Below are 470 nucleotides of genomic sequence, written 5' to 3'. Positions count from 1 at the left end.
GCGTACTCAATCGACGAAGACGGTTCGATTCGCCTAAGCCAAGAGCAGTTGCTATCGCAAGCGTCTGACGTAGAGGGCGATGATCTGACCGCTAGCGACTTAACAGTCGGCGGTGATGCAACAGTTACTCAAAACGATGACGGCAGTTTCACGATTACGCCAGATGAGAACTTCAACGGTGACATCGATATCAGCTTCGATATCTCAGATGGTACTAATACGGTTCAAGCATCTGCAGACCTAACCGTTAATCCAGTTAACGACCTGCCAGTACCACAAGATCAACAGTTCAGTGTTGAAGAAGACGGTACGTTAATCTTCACCGATGCAGACCTATTAACAGGCGCTACCGACATTGAAGGTGACAACCTAACGGTTGAAGGTGTGACCTACGATGGCGGTGACGGTATCCTTACTGATAACGGTAATGGTACTTACACATTCGCTCCAAACGAAAACTTCAATGGTGA

Annotated in this window: 1 protein-coding gene; it reads left to right on the top strand. The window is 47.7% G+C overall.

Annotation, left to right across the window (positions count from 1 at the left end; all coding sequences use genetic code 11):
- On the top strand, positions 1-470 hold a 470-nt coding region (locus tag AB4484_RS16230), incomplete at both ends, for a tandem-95 repeat protein (RefSeq protein ID WP_372079235.1).

This window comes from Vibrio sp. 10N.261.46.A3 (assembly GCF_041472995.1).
Classification (GTDB): domain Bacteria; phylum Pseudomonadota; class Gammaproteobacteria; order Enterobacterales; family Vibrionaceae; genus Vibrio; species Vibrio coralliirubri.
The sequence above is the reverse complement of the archived record's forward strand: the minus strand, read 5'-3'. Positions and strand labels throughout refer to the sequence as shown.